16 protein-coding genes are annotated in these 18,087 nt (G+C 75.7%); 13 read left to right on the forward strand and 3 right to left on the reverse strand.

Translation table 11 applies throughout. The features are described 5' to 3' along the window. The first annotated feature begins 32 nt into the window (after positions 1 to 32). Entirely contained in the window at positions 33 to 749 is a 717-nt protein-coding gene (locus ABZ234_RS11785) for a hypothetical protein (RefSeq protein ID WP_355011962.1), read from the forward strand. 86 nt (positions 750 to 835) lie between these two features. Beyond that, a complete protein-coding gene (locus ABZ234_RS11790) occupies positions 836 to 1,435 on the forward strand; it encodes an NAD(P)H-dependent oxidoreductase (RefSeq protein ID WP_355011963.1) in 600 nt (199 codons plus the stop codon). Positions 1,436 to 1,462: 27 nt separating this feature from the next. On the opposite strand, the gene ABZ234_RS11795 is transcribed toward ABZ234_RS11790, so the two are convergent. Next, on the reverse strand, positions 1,463 to 2,479 hold the full coding sequence (locus ABZ234_RS11795) for a glycosyltransferase family 9 protein (protein ID WP_355011964.1): 1,017 nt from the start codon (positions 2,477 to 2,479) through the stop codon (positions 1,463 to 1,465). Positions 2,480 to 2,830: 351 nt separating this feature from the next. Between ABZ234_RS11795 and ABZ234_RS11800 the strand changes: the two genes are divergently transcribed. The 11 genes from ABZ234_RS11800 (at position 2,831) to ABZ234_RS11850 (ending at position 15,092) form a co-directional block, all read left to right on the forward strand. Continuing rightward, positions 2,831 to 4,486, forward strand: a complete 1,656-nt coding sequence (locus ABZ234_RS11800) for a carbamoyltransferase C-terminal domain-containing protein (protein ID WP_355011965.1) — start codon at positions 2,831 to 2,833, stop codon at positions 4,484 to 4,486. Beyond that, entirely contained in the window at positions 4,483 to 5,979 is a 1,497-nt protein-coding gene (locus ABZ234_RS11805) for an HAD-IIIA family hydrolase (protein WP_355011966.1), read from the forward strand. The genes ABZ234_RS11800 and ABZ234_RS11805 overlap by 4 nt, the downstream gene beginning before the upstream one ends. Next, on the forward strand, positions 5,976 to 6,998 hold the full coding sequence (locus tag ABZ234_RS11810) for a glycosyltransferase family 9 protein (RefSeq protein WP_355011967.1): 1,023 nt from the start codon (positions 5,976 to 5,978) through the stop codon (positions 6,996 to 6,998). The genes ABZ234_RS11805 and ABZ234_RS11810 overlap by 4 nt, the downstream gene beginning before the upstream one ends. 86 nt (positions 6,999 to 7,084) lie before the next feature. Then, a complete protein-coding gene (locus ABZ234_RS11815) occupies positions 7,085 to 8,038 on the forward strand; it encodes a glycosyltransferase (protein ID WP_344183934.1) in 954 nt (317 codons plus the stop codon). Next, the gene (locus ABZ234_RS11820; protein WP_355011968.1) at positions 8,035 to 9,294 is read left to right on the forward strand and encodes a glycosyltransferase; all 1,260 of its coding nucleotides are present in this window, start codon (positions 8,035 to 8,037) and stop codon (positions 9,292 to 9,294) included. The genes ABZ234_RS11815 and ABZ234_RS11820 overlap by 4 nt, the downstream gene beginning before the upstream one ends. Beyond that, positions 9,294 to 9,884, forward strand: coding sequence for an SIS domain-containing protein (locus ABZ234_RS11825; protein ID WP_355011969.1), 591 nt, complete (start codon positions 9,294 to 9,296; stop codon positions 9,882 to 9,884). Before ABZ234_RS11820 ends, ABZ234_RS11825 begins: the two co-directional genes overlap by 1 nt. Continuing rightward, positions 9,881 to 11,287: a D-glycero-beta-D-manno-heptose 1-phosphate adenylyltransferase gene (gene rfaE2 / locus ABZ234_RS11830; RefSeq protein ID WP_355011970.1), complete on the forward strand. Its 1,407-nt coding sequence runs from the start codon at positions 9,881 to 9,883 to the stop codon at positions 11,285 to 11,287. The genes ABZ234_RS11825 and rfaE2 overlap by 4 nt, the downstream gene beginning before the upstream one ends. A gap of 80 nt (positions 11,288 to 11,367) precedes the next feature. Continuing rightward, a complete protein-coding gene (locus tag ABZ234_RS11835) occupies positions 11,368 to 12,054 on the forward strand; it encodes an SDR family oxidoreductase (protein WP_330157124.1) in 687 nt (228 codons plus the stop codon). 243 nt (positions 12,055 to 12,297) lie between these two features. Further along, positions 12,298 to 13,308 (forward strand): UDP-glucuronic acid decarboxylase family protein, encoded by a 1,011-nt coding sequence (locus ABZ234_RS11840; protein ID WP_355011971.1) that lies wholly within the window; start codon positions 12,298 to 12,300, stop codon positions 13,306 to 13,308. Positions 13,309 to 13,314: 6 nt separating this feature from the next. Beyond that, positions 13,315 to 14,190, forward strand: coding sequence for a glycosyltransferase family 2 protein (locus tag ABZ234_RS11845; RefSeq protein WP_355011972.1), 876 nt, complete (start codon positions 13,315 to 13,317; stop codon positions 14,188 to 14,190). Further along, complete coding sequence (locus tag ABZ234_RS11850; protein WP_355011973.1) at positions 14,187 to 15,092, forward strand: glycosyltransferase; 906 nt, start codon at positions 14,187 to 14,189, stop codon at positions 15,090 to 15,092. Before ABZ234_RS11845 ends, ABZ234_RS11850 begins: the two co-directional genes overlap by 4 nt. Before the next feature lie 129 nt (positions 15,093 to 15,221). Here the strand turns inward: ABZ234_RS11850 and ABZ234_RS11855 are convergent, their stop codons facing one another. Both ABZ234_RS11855 and ABZ234_RS11860 read right to left on the reverse strand, forming a co-directional pair. Further along, entirely contained in the window at positions 15,222 to 16,469 is a 1,248-nt protein-coding gene (locus ABZ234_RS11855; protein WP_355011974.1) for an aromatic acid exporter family protein, read from the reverse strand. Positions 16,470 to 16,868: 399 nt separating this feature from the next. Continuing rightward, positions 16,869 to 18,083 (reverse strand): GTP-binding protein, encoded by a 1,215-nt coding sequence (locus ABZ234_RS11860; RefSeq protein WP_267945224.1) that lies wholly within the window; start codon positions 18,081 to 18,083, stop codon positions 16,869 to 16,871. Between the last annotated feature and the right edge of the window lie 4 nt (positions 18,084 to 18,087).

Consider the following 18,087-nt stretch of genomic DNA (forward strand, 5'->3'; position numbering starts at 1 on the left):
ACCGCCGCGCGGAGGGAGCCGATCATGGGGCGATGAGCGATCAGCCGGCGGTCAGCACCCTGACCCTGCGCCACAGGATCCCGGACGACTGGGCGGCGGACCCCTGGGCCGAGGTGCGGCCCCTCGTCGACGGCGTCGACGTCCTGGCGGAGGTCCACCCGGAAGGCAGGGCGCGCAGCTGCCGGTTCTGGACCGGGCCGGCCGCCGGATGGCCGCTGGCGGTCACGGAGGAACCCCGCAGGACCATGATCACCGAGCCGACCTGCACGGCCGGCTGCTGCGGCGCCCTGTACGCCACCATGCGCCGCGAGGGGGGCCGGGTGGTCTGGGACTCGTGGGAGAACACGGGCAACAGCTCCGCAGTGCCGGCGGACCTCCGCTTCGACGCCGCCCGGTACGAGGCCGAACTCGCACGGGCCGCCGCCGACCGCAGCTGGGAGGAACCGGTGGACACCGCCGCCCGGCTCCTCGGGCGGACCCTCGCGGAGAGCCGCTGGTTCGAGCGCTGGGGCTGCGTCCTCACGGATGTCTCACCGCGGCGCGAGGAGCCAGGTCTGCCGGAGGAGCTCCGGGAACCCGAGGGCGTGGACGTCGGGTTCCACCGGGCCGGGGCGGCGGGCGAGCGGACGGACGCCTACCGGTACACGCTGTTCGTCGACCGTGACCGCCCCGTGGCGGAGCAGGTGCGGAGACTGGCGGCCCTCGTCCTGGCGGACGATCCGCGCAGGACCGCCGAGCCGGAGCGCTGAGCCCCGCGGGGGCGATCCGGCCCCGGGGCAGACCCGGCCCGCGCGCCTGCGTGTGCCGGCACCGGGACTCGCCCAGCATGGTCCCCATGAACGCATTGGCTCTCGTGTGCAGCCTCAAACCGTCGCCCGCCCCGTCGAGCAGCGAACTGATGGCGCGGCAGGTCCTCGACGCCCTGGCCGACCACGGTGTCGCCGGCGACCTCGTCAGGGTCGTGGACCACGACGTCCGCCCCGGCGTGGAGACCGACATGGGCCCGGGCGACGCCTGGCCGGACATCCGGCGGCGCATCCTGGCCGCGGACATACTCGTGATGTCGACGCCGACGTGGGTCGGCCACATGTCCAGCGTCGCCCAGCGGGTCCTGGAGCGGCTCGACGCCGAACTGAGCGAGACCGACGAGCAGGGGCGGCCGTCCATGTTCGGCAAGGTCGCCGTGACGGCGGTCGTCGGCAACGAGGACGGCGCGCACAAGATCACCGCGGACCTGTTCCAGGCCCTGGGGGACACGGGTTTCACCATTCCGGCCCAGGGCGGCACCTACTGGAACAACGAGGCCATGAACCCCAAGGACTACAAGGACCTGGAGCAGACCCCGGAGGCGGTCGCCTCCACGACGGCCACCCTGGCCCGCAACGCGGCCCACCTGGCACGGAGCCTGCACGAGAACCCCTACCCCGCGCCCTGACGCGGGCCGGGGGAACGGCGCCGGGCGCTACCCGCCCGGTCCCTCCCCGTACACCGGGGACGGCGCGGGGGCGTCGAGCGCGGCGGCACAGGCGGCCAGGACCTCCTCCACCCCGATGGACTCCAGGCCCGGGTCGAGGTGCTCGGAGTGGGGGTCCCCGCGGCGTCCCGCCCACAGGCAGCGGTGGGAGTCCCGGTCGACGAGCGGCCCCCACAGTTCCGGGGAGACCGGGCCGAAGAGGCGGACCGACGGGGTCGAGTAGGCGGTCGCCAGGTGTCCGACGCCCGTGTCCCCGCACACGAGCAGTCCGGCGCCGGCGACCAGCCGCGCCAGCTCGACGAGACCGGTGCGGCCGGCCAGGACCGATCCGGGGCCGAGCCCCGCCTCCACCGCCACCGCCTCCGCCCGGGAGAGCTCCTGCCGCGAACCCGTCACCAGTACCCGCAGCCCGGAGCCGGCCAGGCGCCGGGCGACCCGCGCGAAGCGTTCCACGGGCCAGCGGCGGGACGGCGCCGCCGCCCCCGGGTGCACGATCACCGTGTCCGGCAGGCGCGTCGTCCGCACGGGCCGGGGCCACCGCAGGTCGGTGGGGTCGGCGGCCGTCCCGTGCTCCCGCAGGAGACGGCACCAGACCTCCGCGTCGTGGACGCCGGGCGGCCAGTCGGGGCCTTCCCGGTCGACCGCCGTTCGGTGCCCGAAGGCCCACATCACGCGCGGTGAGAGGGCGGCCAGGGCGGCCGTGCTCTCGGGGCCGCGCCCGTGCAGGTTCACCGCCAGGTCCGGCGGCGACGCGGAGCCCCACCCGGGCACGGCCAGAGGCTCCGTGGGCAGGACCTCCCAGGAGAGCCCGGCCAGGGCGAGCAGGTCGCGGTACCACGGGGGGCCGGCCAGGACGCGGCGCCAGGAGGGGGCGGACCTCTCCAGCGCGCGGAGCGCGGGCACTGCGGTGGCGAAGTCGCCCAGGCCGAGCGCCCTCAGCGCCAGCAGCACGGGGCCGTGCCCGTCCGCCTCCTTCCGCCCGGGCGGGAACGGGAGCCCGTTCACCGGCGGCCGCCCGGACGGGGGAGCGCTGTGCCGGCTCCGGCCGGAACCGGGTCCCCCCTCCGCACGCGGAGTCCGCCGACGGGCGCCCCCGGAGGGCTGCCCGCCGGTCCTCCCGCCCACGGATCCCACCACGGTCGCACTCCCCTCGTCCGCGTACCCGCGCCTCCCGGCCGCACCGCCACTAACCCGTCGGCGCGAGAACAAACATGGAGGGCCGGAGGCGCTGCGGCCGCGCGGTTGCGGAGCCGACCGGGCGCGGACCCGCCTCGCGGCCATGTTTACCGGTGACCGCCTTCGGTAGTCGACAGGATGCGTTCGCCATCACACCCCAGTCTCGGAGGGAGCGGTCGCATGCGAATCCTCGGGGTCAACGCCGTGTTCCACGACCCGGCCGCCGCGCTCGTCGTGGACGGGCGGACCGTCGCCGCCGCGGAGGAGGAGAGGTTCTCCCGGCGCAAGCACGGCAAGGAGGCCGTCCCCTTCTCCACCTGGGAGCTGCCGTCGGCGTCGATGCGGTGGTGCCTGGAGCGGGCGGGACTGCGCCCCGCCGACCTGGACGCGGTCTCCTACTCCTACGACCCGGCCCTGGCCGACCCCTCCGGGCCGGGGCAGGACGTGGGCTGGGAGCAGCTGCGGCTGTTCTACGTCGAGCGGGCGCCCCACTTCCTGGCCTCGGAGCTGCCGGGCCTGGACCCGGCGAAGGTGGTGTACGTCCCCCACCACGTGGCGCACGCCGCCTCCGCCGGGCTCGCGGCCCCACCGGAGGCGGGGGGCGGGGACTGCGCGGTGTTCGTGGCGGACGGCCGGGGCGAGGCGACCTCGCACCTGGCCGGCTCCTACACGGACGGGCGCCTGGAGGTCCTGGCGCGCCAGCCCCTGCCGGAGTCCCTCGGACTGGTCTACGAGGAACTCACCGAACACCTGGGGTTCCACCGCTCCAGCGACGAGTACAAGGTCATGGCCCTGGCCTCCTACGGTTCGCCGACCATGCTCGACCGCGTGCGCGAGCGCATCGGCTACGAGGGGGAGGGGCTGGTCCGGGCGTCGGGCGTGGACTGGAAGTCCCTCACCGAGCCCTGTCGCAAGGGCGAGGAACCCACCCGGGAGCACGCGGACCTGGCCGCGAGCGTCCAGGCCGCCATGGAGGAGGCGCTGCTCGGCGTCCTCGGCTGGCTGCACCTGCGGACGGGGAAGAGGCACCTGACCATGGCCGGGGGCGTCGCGCTCAACTGCGTCGCCAACAGCCGCATCGCCGCCGAGGGGCCCTTCGACAGCGTGTGGGTCCAGCCCGCCGCCGGGGACGCGGGCACGGCCCTGGGCGGGGCGATGCACCTGGCCTCGCTGGCAGGGGAGGCGGTCGAGCCCATGCCCGGGGCCGAACTGGGCCGCTCCTGGGACGAGGAGGAGCTGCGGGCCCTGCTCGACGAGGCCGACGTCGAGTTCGAGCGCCCCTCCGACCTCGCCGACGCCGTCGCCGCGGAACTGGACGCCGACGCCCTGGTCGCCTGGTTCCAGGGAGGGTCGGAGTACGGCCCGCGGGCCCTGGGCCACCGGTCCCTGCTCGCCAACCCGCTCAACGCCGGCAACCTCGAACGGCTCAACAACGTCAAGGGGCGCGAGCAGTTCCGGCCCGTGGCACCCATGGTGGCCGAGCGCAGGGCGGGGGAGATCTTCTCCGGCGGCCCCCTGCCGAGCCCCTACATGCTCTTCGTCCACGAGGTGGAGCCCTCCTGGCGCGAGCGCCTGCCGGCGGTGGTCCACGTGGACGGCACCGCCAGGGTGCAGACGGTCTCGCCCGAGGACGACCCGCTCACCGCGCGGCTGCTGGACCGCTTCGAGGAGCGCAGCGGCCTCCCCGTCCTGGTCAACACGAGCCTCAACACGGCGGGGCGGCCCATGGTCGACTCACCGCGCGACGCCCTGGAGTGCTTCGGGTCGGCGCCGGTGGACATCCTCGCGATCGGCCCCTTCCTGGTGCGCCGCCACGCCCGGGCGGGGCAGCGGTGAGCGGCCCCGGGTACGCGGTCGTCATCCCCACGGTGGGCCGCCCCAGCCTCGCCCGGGTGCTGGAGGTCCTCCTCGACGCGCCGCCGGAAGCGGCGCCGGAGGAGATCGTCGTGGCCGACGACCGGAGACCGGGTTCCCACGGCCCGCTCCCGGGAGCCGACCACGCCCGCGTGCGCGTCCTGCGCACGGGCGGCGGCGGTCCCGCGGCGGCCCGGCAGGCCGGATGGCACTCCTGCCGCAGCGAGTGGATCGCCTTCCTGGACGACGACGTCGCGCCGCCCGCCGACTGGCCGGCCCGGCTGTGCTCCGACCTGGCCGCGCTTCCCGCGGAGGTCGCCGGGAGCCAGGGCCGGATCACCGTGCCGAGGCCGGAGGGGCGGGCGCCCACGGACGCGGAGCGCGCCACCGTCGCCCTGGAGGACGCCCGCTGGATCACGGCGGACATGGCCTACCGCAGGAGCGCGCTGGAGGCGGTCGGCGGGTTCGACACGCGTTTCCCGCGCGCCTACCGGGAGGACACGGACCTGGCCCTGCGGATGATCGACGCCGGGTTCGTCCTGGTCGGCGGCGACCGGGAGTGCGTCCACCCCCTGCGGGAGGGGGAGCGCAGGCTCAGCCTCACCGCCCAGCGCGGCAACGCCGACAACGCCCTGATGCGCCGCGTCCACGGCCCGGGCTGGCGGCGCCGGACCGGTGAGCACCCCGGAGGACTGCGCGCCCACGCGGTGACCACGGGCGTGCTCCTGGCCGCGATCCTGTCCTGGCTGACCGGTCGCCGTGCCGCCGCGGGCGTACTCGGAGCGGCCTGGACGGCCCGCACCGCCCTGTTCGCCCTGCGCCGACTGGCTCCCGGCCCGTGGACCGCGGAGGAGGTCGCCGACATGGCCCTGACGAGCGCGCTGGTGCCGCCGCTGGCCTGCTGGCACCGCCTCACCGGCGAGGTCCGCCACGCCGGCGCGGGGCCGGGACCGGCGGTCCGGGCCGTCCTGTTCGACCGGGACGGGACGCTGGTCGAGGACGTCCCCTACAACGGGGACCCCGACAAGGTGCGCCCCATGCCCACCGCCGCCCGCGCCGTCGCCCTGGCCCGCCGGGCCGGGCTCGCCGTCGGCGTGGTCAGCAACCAGTCCGGCGTCGCCCGGGGCCTGCTCTCCGCCGCACAGGTGGAGGCGGTCAACCGGCGCGTGGACGAACTGCTGGGCCCCTTCGACCTGTGGAGGGTGTGCCCGCACGGCGAGGACGACGGCTGCCACTGCCGCAAGCCCGAACCCGGCATGGTCCTCTCGGCCGCCGCCGAACTGGGCGTCCTCCCCTGCGAGTGCTCCCTGGTCGGCGACATCGGCGCCGACACCGACGCGGCGTCGGCCGCAGGGGCGCGCGGCATCCTCGTCCCCACCGCGAAGACGCGGGAGGACGAGACGGAGGCCGCCGCGGAGACCGCCCCCGACCTGGAGTCGGCCGTCCTCCGGCTCCTGGCGGGGGCACCCCGGTGAGCGGCCGCAGCGTGCTCGTGGCACGCCTGGACAGCATGGGCGACGTCCTGCTGTCGGGGCCGGCCGTGCGCGCCGTCGCCCGAGGGGGACGCGAGGTGGTCTACCTCGCCGGTCCGCGCGGCGCCGACGCGGCCGCACTGCTCCCCGGCGTGGACCGCGTCCTGACCTGGTGCGCGCCCTGGATCGCCGCCGACCCGCCGCCGGTCGACGCGGAGGACGTCACCCGCCTGGTCCGGCGGATCGCCGCCCTCGACGTGGCCGAGGCCGTCGTCCTGACGTCCTTCCACCAGTCGCCGCTGCCGCTGGCGCTCCTGCTGCGGATGGCGGGGGTCCCCCGCGTCTGCGCGACGAGCGAGGACTACCCGGGCAGCCTGCTCGACGTCCGCCACCGCGTCGGACACGGCGGCCCCGAGGCGCAGAGGATGGTCTCCCTGGCCCGGGCCGCGGGGTTCCCCCCGTCCCCGGAGGACCGCGGACTCCTCGCGGTGCGGCGGCCCCTGCCCGACACGCGCCGCCTGACGGGGCCGGACGGCTACGCGGTGGTGCACGTCGGAGCGGACGCGCCCTCACGGGAGATACCGCCCGCGCTGGCCGCCAAGACCGTCGCGGCCCTGGCCGGGCACGGCCACCGGGTCCTGGTCACGGGCGGCGCGGGGGAGGCCGGGAGGGCGGAGGAGGTCGCCGGCCCCGGCGGTCCGAGCCTGGCCGGCCGCACCACCGTGGCGGAACTGGCCGACGTGCTCGACCGCGCATCCGTCCTGGTCGCGGGCAACACGGGCCCCGCCCACCTCGCCGCTGCGGTGGGCACGCCCGTCGTCTCGCTCTTCTCCCCGGTCGTCCCCGCCTCGGCCTGGGCGCCGCACGGCCCGCGGGTCCGCGTCCTGGGGGACCAGGGGGAGGCCTGCGCGGGGACGCGGGCCCGCGTGTGCCCCGTGCCCGGGCACCCCTGTCTGACCTCGGTCACGGCCGACGAGGTCCTGGCCGCCGTGGAGGACCTGCTCGAGGAAGGGGAAGAGTGATGACCGTAGACGAGCACCTCTCCCGTCGCGCCCCGGACGGGGCGGACGAGGGGGTCCGCGTCCCGCGGAGGACGCTCCGCGTGCTGATGTGGCACGTCCACGGGTCGTGGACGACGGCCTTCCTGCGCGGGGGCCACACCTGCCTGCTGCCCGTGACGCCCGACCGGGGGCCCGACGGGCGCGGGCGGGCCCGCACATGGGACTGGCCCTCCAACGCCGTGGAACTGCCCTGGGGCGAGATCCGGGGCTGCGAACCGGACCTGGTCGTGCTCCAGCGCCCCCACGAGGTGGAGCTCGCGGCACGGCTGCTGGGACGCCCCATCGGCAGGGGACTGCCCGCCGTCTACGTCGAGCACAACACCCCGCGCGACGACGTGCCGGTCAGCCGGCACCCGCTCGCGGACCGCGACGACATCCCGGTCGTGCACGTCACCCGCTTCAACGACCTGTTCTGGGACTGCGGGCGCGCGCCCACCAGGGTGGTCGAGCACGGGGTCCCGGACCCGGGCCACCGCTACACCGGAGAGGTGCCGCGGGCGGGGGTGGTGCTCAACGAACCCCTGCGCCGCTGGCGCTTCACCGGCACCGACCTGCTCCCGCGGCTCGCGGAGGCCGCGCCCCTGGACCTGTACGGCATGGGCGTGGCGGACGTGCCCGGGCGCCTGGGGCTCCCGGAGTCGCGGCTCCGGGCCCACGAGGACCTGCCCCAGTCCGCCATGCACGGGCAGCTCGCGCGGCGCCGCGCCTACGCGCACCCGCTGCGGTGGACCTCGCTGGGGCTCTCCCTCATCGAGGCCATGATGCTCGGTCTTCCCGTGGTGGCCCTCGGTACCACCGAGGCGTACGAGGCGGTGCCGTCCGGGGCGGGGGTCGTCTCGACCGACACCGGAGTGCTCGCGGAGGCCCTGCGCGCGTTCAACGGGGACCGCGCCCTGGCCGCCCGCACCGGTGCGGCGGCCCGGAGGGCCGCTCTGGACCGCTACGGGCTCACACGGTTCCTGGACGACTGGGACCGCGTGCTACAGGAGGTGACGTCATGAGGATCGCCATGGTCTCGGAACACGCCAGTCCGCTGGCGGCGATCAGCGGAGAGGACGCCGGGGGCCAGAACGTGCACGTGGCCGAGCTCGCCACGGCGCTCGCCGCACGCGGTCACGAGGTCGTCGTCCACACGCGCCGCACCGACGGCGGGCTCCCGGACACCGTCCCGCTGGGCCCGGGGGTGTACGTGACGCACCTGCGCGCGGGGCCGGCCGGCCCGATCAGCAAGGACGAGCTGCCCCGGTACATGCCCGAGTTCGCCAGGAACCTCCGGGCGCACTGGCGGACCGACCGGCCCGACGTCGTCCACGCCCACTTCTGGATGAGCGGGTTCGCCGCGCTGCGGGCCGCCCACGGCCTCGACGTCCCCGTCCTGGAGACGTTCCACGCCCTGGGCACCGTCAAGCGCCGCCACCAGGGTGCGGCCGACACCAGCCCCGGGGAGCGGATACCGACCGAGCGCGCGGTGGCCCACCGGTGCGACCTGGTCGTGGCCACCTCCACCGACGAGCGGGAGGAGCTCGGCGGATGGGGGGTCCGGCCGGAGCGCGTGGAGGTCGTCCCCTGCGGGGTCGACACGGAGCGTTTCACACCCGGGGGGCCGAGCGCGCCGCGCGGTGACGGACCGCGGCTGCTGAGCCTGGGACGCCTGGTCCAGCGCAAGGGCATCGAGACGGTGGTCCGCGCCCTGGCCGAGATCCCCGGCGCCGAGCTGGTGATCGCGGGCGGCGCGGACGCCGAACGGCTGTGGACCCAGCCCGAGGCCGTCCGGTTGCGCATGGTCGCCGAGCGGATGGGCGTCGCCGACCGCGTCCGCTTCCTGGGGTGCGTCCCCCGGGAGGAGGTCCCCGCGCTGCTCAGGTCGGCCGACGTCGCCGTCAACGTGCCCTGGTACGAGCCCTTCGGGATCTCCACCGTCGAGGCGATGTCCTGCGGCGTCCCGGTGGTCGCCTCCCGTGTGGGCGGGCACATGGACACGGTCGACCACGGCCGGACGGGGCTCCTGGTGCCTCCGAGGTCCCCCGGGAGGCTGGCCGCCGCCGCGCGGTGGGTGCTGTCGGACGACGCGGCCAGGGCTGCCTTCGCGGAGGCCGCCGCGGAGCGGGCCCGCGAGCGGTACTCGTGGCAGGAGGTCGCCCGGCGCACCGAGGAGTGCTACCTGGGGGCCGTCGCACGGAGGCGGACGGCGGTGCCGGCGCCGCGTGAGGCCGACACCGCCCCGGTCGGGACCACGGCACTGGGAGGCGAGAAGTGATGCACACGCACCTGAGGCAGTTGAGCGCGGTCCTGGACCGCACGGACGCGGCCCGCGTCGAGGCGTGGGGGCGCCGGGCGGCCCGCGCGCTGCGCGACGGGCAGCGCCTGTTCGCCTGCGGCAACGGCGGCAGCGCGGCGGAGGCGCAGCACCTGACCGCCGAGCTGACGGGGCGCTTCGAGGACGAGCGGGCCCCGCTGTCGGCCATCGCCCTGCACGCGGAGACGTCCAGCGTCACCGCGATCGCCAACGACTACGGCTACCGACAGGTCTACGCGCGCCAGCTGCGCGCGCACGCCCGACCGGGAGACCTCCTGGTCTGCCTCTCCACCAGCGGCGACAGCGAGAACGTCGTCGCCGCCGCCAAGGCGGCGCGGGAGCTCGGCGTCGTCTCCTGGTCGCTGACCGGCCCCGGGCCCAGCGCCCTGGAGGCGCTCAGCGACGAGACGGTGGCGGTGCCCGCGCCGAGCACCTCGACCGTGCAGGAGGTGCACCTGGCGCTGGTCCACGTGTTCTGCGCGTCCGTGGACGCGGAGTTCCGCGTCGCCGGACACACCGTGTTCGTCCCGGAGGGGAGGGCGGCCACGTGAGCCCCGCCACCGGCCCCGTGGTCGTGGTCGGGGACGCCCTCCTGGACGTCGACCTGAGGGGCTCGTCCGGACGCGACTGCCCCGACGCGCCCGCGCCGGTGCTGGAGGGCGTCTCCGCCTGGCACCGTCCGGGCGGCGCCGCCCTGGCCGCGACACGGGTCCGCGACCACGGCCGCGACGTCGTCCTGCTGACACCGGTGGGCCGCGACGCCGCCGCCGGCGACCTGGCCGCGCTCCTGGGCGACGGCGTCACCCTGCTCGGACTGCCGCTGATGGAGCGCACGCCCACCAAGACGCGGGTCCGGGCCGACGGCCGTACCGTGGCCAGGATCGACGAGGGCTGCGACGGCGTGGAGGGGGTGGCGTCCGCCCGGGCGGTGGCTCGGGCGCTGGAGGGGGCCTCCGCGGTGCTGGTGGCGGACTACGGCCACGGGTTCACCCGCCAGGGCGCGGTGCGCGCGGCCCTGGCCGCGTGCGCGGAGCGCGTCCCGCTCGTGTGGGACCCGCACCCGCGCGGGGCCGAGCCGCTGGCGGGGTCGCGCCTGGTCACTCCCAACGCCGCCGAGGCGGGGGTTGCCGAGGCCGCGGGAGGGGACGCGCTGCGCAGGGCCGCGGAACTGGCCCGGCGGTGGGGGGCGCGCGCCGTCGCGGTCACCCTCGGCGAGCACGGAGCGGTCTGGGCCGGGGGCGACGGGTCCGGCGCCCTCGTGCCCGGTGCGCCGGTGCGCGCGCCGTCCGACACCTGCGGCGCCGGGGACGCCTTCGCCGCCGCGTGCGCCGCCGCCCTCGCCGCCGGGGCGGGCCCCGGGGACGCGGTACGGGAGGCGGTCCTGGCCGCGTCGGCCTTCGTCAGCGGGGGCGGGGCCTCCTCCTGCGCGGTGCCCGCCGCAGGCCCGGGGGCGCCGCTGCGGGAGCCGACCGCTCCCGGACCGGGGACCGCTCCCGGACCGGGGACGGCGCACCGCCGGGGCGGGGGCGTCGTGGCCACCGGCGGCTGCTTCGACGTCCTGCACGCGGGCCACATCGACCTGCTGCACAGGGCCCGCGCACTCGGGGACCGGCTCGTCGTCCTGCTCAACAGCGACTCCTCCGTGCGGCGCCTCAAGGGCGCGGGGAGGCCGGTCGTCGGTGAGCACGACCGCGCCAGGGTCCTGTCGGCGCTCGACTGCGTGGACGAGGTGGTCGTGTTCTCCGAGAGCACGCCCCTGCGGGCCCTGGAGCGGCTGCGGCCCGACACCTGGGTCAAGGGAGGGGACTACGAGGTGGAGGACCTGCCGGAGACACCCCTGGTGAGGAGCCTCGGCGGGGAGGTGGTCACGGTCCCGCTCGTGCCGGGGCACTCCACGACGGAGCTGATCACCCGTATACGCGGAGGCGGCCGCGACGGCGCCGCCGTCCGCTGACGCGGCCGGCCGCGACGGGCCGCGCCACGGCCCGACAGGGCGACGACGGAGCACCCACAGGAAAGGAACGGGATCAGGAGATGCGTCCACTCGGAAACACCCTCATCACCGGAGGAGCGTCCGGCCTGGGAGCCGCGACGGCCGAGGCCGTGGCGGCCGAGGGCGGCCGCCCGATCGTCCTCGACAGGCAGCACCCCGGCAACGACCTGCCCTTCGAGCAGGTCGACCTGGCGGACCGCGAGGGCGTCGAACGCGCCGTCCACCGCGTCGCCGTCCAGCACGGACGCATCGACGCACTGGTCAACGCGGCCGGGACCGACGCCTGCGGCACCCTCCTCGACGTGTCGGCCGAGGACTGGGAACGCGTCGTCCAGGTCAACCTGATCGGCACCGCCTCCGTGACCAGGGCGGCCCTGCCGCACCTGCGCGCCTCCCGGGGGACGGTGGTCAACTGCGCCTCCACGCTGGGGCTGCGCGCGCTCAGCGACGCCACCGCCTACTGCGCCTCCAAGTTCGGGGTCGTGGGCTTCACGAGGGCGCTGGCCGCCGAACTCGCCGGACAGGTGGGGGTGACCCTCCTGGTGCCCGGCGGCATGAGCACCTCCTTCTTCGACGACCGCCCCGACCAGTACAAGCCGGGGCCGGACGCCAAGCTCAACACCCCGGAGAACGTGGCCCGGACGGTGCTGTTCGCGCTTCGCCAGCCGCCCGGCTGCGAGGTCCGCGAGATGGTCGTGTGCTCCTCCGAGGAGTCCTCGTGGCCCTAGGACGTGTTCCGCGGATCTTCCCGGGACCGCGCCGGCCCACGCGGGCGCCGGACCGGCCGGGGACATCCGCGGACCGCGCCCCGCGGACCGTTCCGGGACCGTGCCGGACGTCCGCGCAGGGGGCGCCCCGCCGCCGACCGGGTGCGGCGGGCGCCGCCGGACCGGCCGCGGGACCCCGGGAGCAGTGCCTGGCTCCCCGCCGCGCATGACGGCGGGGCCGACCCTTCGAGGAGGTGGGCAGCAATGCGAGAGCCCGTATCGACAAAGACGGCCCTGGTCACCGGTGGAGCCGGATTCCTCGGTTCCCATCTGTGCGACCGGTTGCTGGAGAGGGGGACACGCGTGGTGTGCCTCGACAACTTCGCCACAGGGCGCGCGGAGAACGTGGAGCACCTGGCCGGGCATCCCTGGTTCGAGTTGATGGAGGCGGACCTGACGGAGCCGTTCACCCTCGACACACCCGTCGACACGGTCTTCCACCTGGCCTCGGCGGCCTCGCCGCCCGACTACCTGAGCATGCCGGTGGAGACACTGGAGGTGGGGAGCCTGGGCACCCGCAACGCCCTGGCGGTGGCGCGGGAGCACGGAGCGCGACTGGTCCTCGCCTCCACCAGCGAGGTCTACGGCGATCCGCTGGAGCATCCACAGCGCGAGACCTACTGGGGCAACGTCAACCCCGTGGGACCGCGCAGCGTGTACGACGAGGCCAAGCGCTACGCCGAGTCCCTGACGATGGCCCACCACCGGGCCTACGGGGCCAACGTGGGCATCGCGCGGATCTTCAACTGCTACGGGCCCCGCATGCGCCCCGACGACGGGCGCATGGTGCCGACCTTCGTGAACCAGGCGCTGGAGGGGCGCCCGCTGACCGTCGCCGGGGACGGGCACCAGACGAGGTCGCTGTGCTACGTGGACGACACGGTGCGCGGCCTGATCGCCCTCGCCGAGAGCGACGCCACGGGGCCCGTCAACATCGGCAGCGACGAGGAGCTGACCGTCAAGTCCCTGGCGCTCGCCGTCCTGAACCTCACGGGGGCACGGTCCCGGATCACCTTCGTCGACCTCCCCGAGGACGACCCGCACTACAGGCGCCCCGACATCCGGCTGGCCGGTGACCTGTTGGGGTGGCGTCCCCTCCTGCGGCTGGACGAGGGGCTCAGACGCACCATCGCCTACTTCCTGGACAAGGACGTCCGCGTGGCGGGCTGGGTCGAGCGGGCCATGCCCGTCAACGAGACGGACCGGGCGAGGTGAACGGCGATGGGCAACGCCGAAGGGGGGCGGGTCACCGTCGTGGTGGCCACCCGCAACCGTGTCGACGAACTCCGGCGCACACTGCGCCACCTGGAGAAGCTGGACCCGCGGCCCGCCGTGGTGGTCGTGGACAACGCCTCCACCGACGGCACGGCCGAGGCCGTCGGTTCCGCCTTCCCGGACGTCCTGCTCGTCAGGAGACCGCACAACACGGGGTGCGTCGCCCGCAACACGGGCGTCCTGTACGCGGACACGCCCTATGTGGCCTTCTGCGACGACGACTCCTGGTGGGCCCCGGGAGCGCTGGAGCGGGCCGCCGATGCGCTCGACGCCCATCCCCGCCTGGCACTCGTCGCGGCCTCGGTGGCGGTGGGGGAGGAGGAGCGGCCGGACCCGGTCAACCAGGACCTGCTGCGGAGCCCGCTGCCGCGGTCCGAGGGCCTGCCGGGCCCCAGGATCCTGGGCTTCCTGGCCTGCGCCGCGGTGGTCCGGCGCAGTGCCTTCGAGGAGGTCGGCGGTTTCGACGCGCTCCTGTTCTTCGGAGGGGAGGAGGCGCTGCTGGCCCAGGACCTGGCGGCGGCCGGCTGGGAGCTGTGCCACCTCCGGGACGTGCTCGTCCACCACCACCCCTCGGCGGTCCGGCCGCCGGGGGTGTGGCGCAGGTCCCTGGAGGAGCGCAACGCGCTGCTGACCGTCTGGCTGCGCCGAAGCCCGGGGACCGTGCTCGCCCGGACCGCGCGCCTGGCGGCGCGTTCACTGCGCGACCCCGCCTGCCGCCGGGGGCTGGCCGGCGCCGTGGCGCGGCTGCCCTCCGCGGTGAGGCGGCGGCGACCGCTGCCGGTCCGGGTGGAACGCGACCTGGCCCTGTTGGAGCGGGCATGACGGGCGGGGGGTTGCCCCGGATCGGGGTCGTCGTCATCACGCACAACCGGCGCGACACCCTGCTCCACACCCTCCGGCGCCTGGAGGAGCTGGAGCCGAGGCCTCCCGTCGTGGTCGTCGACAACGCCTCCGCCGACGGGTCCCCGGACGCCGTCGCCCGGGAGCACCCGTGGGCGGTGCTCGTCCGTGCCCGGGTGAACCTGGGCGGGGTGGGGCGCAACATCGGGGTGGAGGCCCTGGACACGCCCTACGTGGCGTTCTGCGACGACGACACGTGGTGGGAGCCGGGCTCCCTGGGGCGCGCCGCGGACCTCCTGGACGCGCACCCCGGCCTGGGCTCGGTGACCGCGCGCATCCTGGTCGAACCCGGGGGGCGGGAGGACCCCATCACGGCCGAGCTCCGCGACTCTCCGGTCCCGGCGCCCGCCTGGCTCCCGGGACCGGCGCTCCTGGGCGTCCTCGCCGGCGCCACGGTCTTCCGCACCATCGCGTTCCGGCGGGCCGGGGGCTTCTCGCGGCGGTTGTGGCTGGGAGGCGAGGAGGAGCTCCTCGCACTGGACATGGCCGCGGACGGGTGGTGGATGTGCTGGGACGAGGGCATGGTCGTCCACCACGCCGCCTCACCGGTGCGCGACTCCTCCGCACGACGCCGCCTGGGGCTGCGCAACACGCTGTGGACGGCATGGTTGCGCCGCCCCGCCGGCGGGGCCCTGCGCCACACGTGGTGGGTGCTCCGGTCGGCCCCGTTCGACGTCTCGACCCTGAGGGCGGTCCTGGCGGCGGCGGGGGGAGCGGGATGGGTCGCCCGGGAGCGGAAGGTGCTGCCCGCCGAGGTCGAGAGCGGGCTCCGGCTGCTCCAGGGCCCGCGCAGCCGCTCCCGGGCCCGCCGCTACGTCGGGTGAGGGGACCGTGCGCGAGAGCCCGCCGCCACGTCGGATGAGGGGACCGTGGCGCGGGCCGGATGCGGGCGCCCCTCCACCGGGGGTGCGCGGGAGGGGGCCGTCCGGGGGCGGCCCCCTCGGACCGCGCCCTCAGCCCGACGCCCGCAGCCGGGTCCCGCCGAGGAGCTCGTCGACGTACTCGAACTCGTCGAGCAGGCGCTGTGTCTCGATGAGGAACACCCCGTAGGGCCGGGTCGGGTCGCCCAGCGGCGGGGTGCGGTCGCCGCCGTCCGCGCAGACGCCCTCCAGCGCGGACTCGTGCCGCCGGACGCCCTCGACCGCCTCGTGGAACCGCTCCGCGTGCGCACGCGTGCGCAACCCGTCCGGCTCCTCCAGCACGCGCAGCGCCGAGGCGACGGCCTGCACGAGCTCGCCGCACCGCACCAGGAACTCCCAGTGGGGATCGGTGCGATCGTCCTTCTGCCACCGGTCCAGGGCCCGCGCCAGGGACTCGACCTGTCTGACGGCCCTCTCCAGGCTGTCGACGAGCTGCTCGTAGAACTGCGGCCGTGGCTCCGAGCGCCCCCGCCCGCCCAGGACCCGGCGCGGGTTGTAGTACACGCTCTCCCGCGCGGTCCCGACGGCCAGCCGGGCCTGCCGGACGGCCGGTTCGAGCGCGTTGGCCCGCTGCCTCCACCACGCGGTCGTGGACTCGTCGATCTGCCCCTCCAGCAGGCCCCGGCTCATGTCCGCGCACAGGTGGCGCAAGGAGCCGACCAGGGTCTGCAGGGCGGACTCGGCGCTGCGGAACCGCAGGGGCGGGAACACGAGGAGGTTGACGGCCACGCCGATCGCGCTCCCCACGAGGACCAGCAGCACGATCTGGCCGAGCTGGGAGAGCCGCTCCACCGTTCCCGAGGCGGACACGTACGTGGCGAAGGCGAAGAACGCGGCGGTGGCGACCTGGGTCCCGTACTGGCCGAGGGCACGCCACTGCCCCACGCCCAGGGCGACGAGCGCCACGAGGACGAACGTGAGGATGTCCGGGCCCGCCGTCAGCGCGGACACGGCCTGGAGGGCGACCCCCAGGACGATGGCGCAGACGAAGCGCAGGGACTGCACGACGGACTGGTAGACGGTCACCTGCACCATCAGCACCGCGGAGAACGGGGCGAACGCCGGGCTCGGCGCCGCCATGAGGTGGTGGGCGACCAGCCACGCCAGGGTGGCGGCGAGGGCGCCCTTCGCCACCAGGGCCAGGGTGTGCCGCTCGTAGCTCCCCGAGGCCGCGGACCTGGACAGCCATACCCGGACCCGTGTGTACCGGTCCGTCCCGGATCCCGCCCGCTCGCCGGAGCCCCTCGCCCCCACGGCCCTCTTCAGGAAGTCTCCTCGCACATCCTCCCCCTCGGTTCGTACGGAACGGCCGACGCCATGTCGGGCCCTGCGGAGAGCGGGCCCGCGCGGCACGGGGTTCTCCCGGTTCTTCGGAGGCAGGGCGGGGGAGCGCGCACCGGTCGCGCCGTCCGGCCTCCGGCCCCCGGCGCCGGCGCGCCCGGGGGCGGTCGTGCATGTAACTGCCCCGCAGGGAGCCGCCGAAACGGCCGGGATGTGCGCGACGCCCCGACGACGTCGGGAAAGGGCCTCCCTCTGCCTCTCCGGTAGGGGCGGAAGGGAGGAGCGGGATCGCCGGGAGGCGTTCCGGAACGCGGCCGGAACTCCCTCGGACCCGGGTCGGGCGGCCCGGGGCCGCCCACGGGGCACGGCGTGTGCCCGTGGACGGCGGTCCCGGGGGCCTCAGGCGCGGGCGTGCGCGTGGTCGTGCAGGCCGTGGACGTCCCATTCGGGGAAGGGGTCCTGGAGCGATTCCCAGGGCGCGGCGAGCTCGTCGTCGGTGAGCAGGCAGGAGCGCAGGGCCCGGTCCAGGGAGTCGCGCCGCAGGGAGGTGCCGATGAACACCAGTTCCTGGCGGGGCTCCACCGGTTCGCTGTCCGCCAGGTCCTCGGGCGCGTAGCCCAGGGCGGCCCCGTCGGCCGGGTCCCACACCCCCGCGGGCTCGAACCGGGCCACCGGCCCCGCCTGGGACCACAGTCCCGTGGTCCGGGCGCGGGTCGCCAGCCAGAAGAAGCCCTTGGTCCGCAGGATCGTGCCGTGCCGGTCCCCGTCGAAGCCCGCCGAGACCAGCTCCCAGAGCCGTCCGGGGTGGAAGGGGCGGTCGGCGCGGAACACCAGGCTGGAGATCCCGTACTCCTCCGTCTCGGGGACGTGGTCGCCGTTGAGCTCGGCCACCCACCCCGGCGCGCGGGAGGCGCGTTCGAGGTCGAACCGGTCCGCCCCCACCAGTTCGCGCGGGTCGACGCGGCCGTGCGTGACGCGCAGGACCCGGGCGAGGGGGTTGAGCCTGCGCACGGCCGCCTCCACCCGCTCGGCCTCCTGCGCGGTGACCAGGTCGGTCTTGGTGACGAGGAGGAGGTCGGCGAACTCCACCTGGTCGACGAGCAGGTCGCTGACCGTGCGCTCGTCGTCCTCGTAGGCGTCGAGTCCGCGTTCGACCAGGTCGTCGCCCTTGTCGAGTTCCGTGAGGAAGTTCGCTGCGTCGACCACCGACACCATCGTGTCCAGCCGCGCCCCCTCCAGGAGGGGGCGTCCGTCCGGGCCGGGGACGGCGAAGGTCGCCGCCACCGGCATCGGTTCGGAGATGCCGCTGGACTCGATCAGCAGGTGGTCGAAGCGGCCCTGTTCCGCGAGACGGGAGACCTCCTCCAGCAGGTCGTCGCGCAGGGTGCAGCAGATGCAGCCGTTGGTCATCTCCACCAGGCGCTCGTCGGTCCGGGACAGGTGGCCCTCGCCCCGGACCAGTTCGGCGTCGATGTTGATCTCGCTCATGTCGTTGACGATCACCGCCACCCGCAGGCCGTCCAGGTTGCCGAGGAGGTGGTTGAGCAGGGTCGTCTTGCCCGCGCCGAGGAAACCGGACAGCACGGTCACCGGGAGCCCGTCGGGTGCGCTCATGGCC

Origin of the sequence: Nocardiopsis sp. NPDC006198 (assembly GCF_040613895.1) — a bacterium.
GTDB classification, from domain to species: Bacteria; Actinomycetota; Actinomycetes; order Streptosporangiales; family Streptosporangiaceae; genus Nocardiopsis; species Nocardiopsis tropica.